We start from the raw sequence: 1,122 nt of genomic DNA on the forward strand, positions 1-1,122 counted from the left end.
CCTCCTTAATCGACGACATCAGCTGCTCCATAAGTTCCCACACGAATTGCTTGATTCATTGAAGAAGACGATAGAAGCAGCTTTAAGCTCCAAGCTGATAGCTCAACGCTAACAGTCACGCGCTCGAAATTGGGTCTGTAGCTCAGTTGGTTAGAGCGCACCCCTGATAAGGGTGAGGTCGGCAGTTCGAATCTGCCCAGACCCACCAANATGGGGCCATAGCTCAGCTGGGAGAGCGCCTGCCTTGCACGCAGGAGGTCAACGGTTCGATCCCGTTTGGCTCCACCATTAACTGCTTCTGCTGTTAGAGTTTAGAAATGAATATTCCAGTGTGAATATTGATTTCTAGTCTTTGATTAGATCGTTCTTTAAAAATTTGGGTATGTGATAGAAAGATAGACTGAACGTTACTTTCACTGGTAACGGATCAGGCTAAGGTAAAATTTGTGAGTTACTCTGAATTGAGTATTATCGAATTTTCGGCGAATGTTGTCTTCACAGTATAACCAGATTGCTTGGGGTTATATGGTCAAGTGAAGAAGCGCATACGGATTGATTTCTAGTCTTTGATTAGATCGTTCTTTAAAAATTTGGGTATGTGATAGAAAGATAGACTGAACGTTACTTTCACTGGTAACGGATCAGGCTAAGGTAAAATTTGTGAGTTACTCTGCATTGAGTATTATCGAATTTTCGGCGAATGTTGTCTTCACAGTATAACCAGATTGCTTGGGGTTATATGGTCAAGTGAAGAAGCGCATACGGTGGATGCCTTGGCAGTCAGAGGCGATGAAAGACGTGGTAGCCTGCGAAAAGCTTCGGGGAGTCGGCAAACAGACTTTGATCCGGAGATGTCTGAATGGGGGAACCCAGCCATCATAAGATGGTTAACCTTGGCAGTCAGAGGCGATGAAAGACGTGGTAGCCTGCGAAAAGCTTCGGGGAGTCGGCAAACAGACTTTGATCCGGAGATGTCTGAATGGGGGAACCCAGCCATCATAAGATGGTTATCTTACGCTGAATACATAGGCGTAAGAGGCGAACCAGGGGAACTGAAACATCTAAGTACCCTGAGGAAAAGAAATCAACCGAGATTCCCTTAGTAGTGGCGAGCGAACGGGG

2 tRNA genes and 1 rRNA gene are annotated in these 1,122 nt (G+C 45.6%); all 3 read left to right on the plus strand.

Annotation, left to right across the window (positions count from 1 at the left end):
- Positions 1-131: 131 nt before the first annotated feature.
- Positions 132-208: transfer RNA gene (locus AO240_RS23825), tRNA-Ile, on the plus strand.
- Between the two features lie 4 nt (positions 209-212).
- Positions 213-288 (plus strand) — tRNA-Ala (locus AO240_RS23830).
- A gap of 453 nt (positions 289-741) precedes the next feature.
- Positions 742-1,122: ribosomal RNA gene (locus AO240_RS23835) — 23S ribosomal RNA — on the plus strand; the annotation flags it as partial.

Origin of the sequence: Pseudomonas sp. ICMP 460 (assembly GCF_002723595.1) — a bacterium.
Lineage (GTDB): Bacteria > Pseudomonadota > Gammaproteobacteria > Pseudomonadales > Pseudomonadaceae > Aquipseudomonas > Aquipseudomonas kitaguniensis.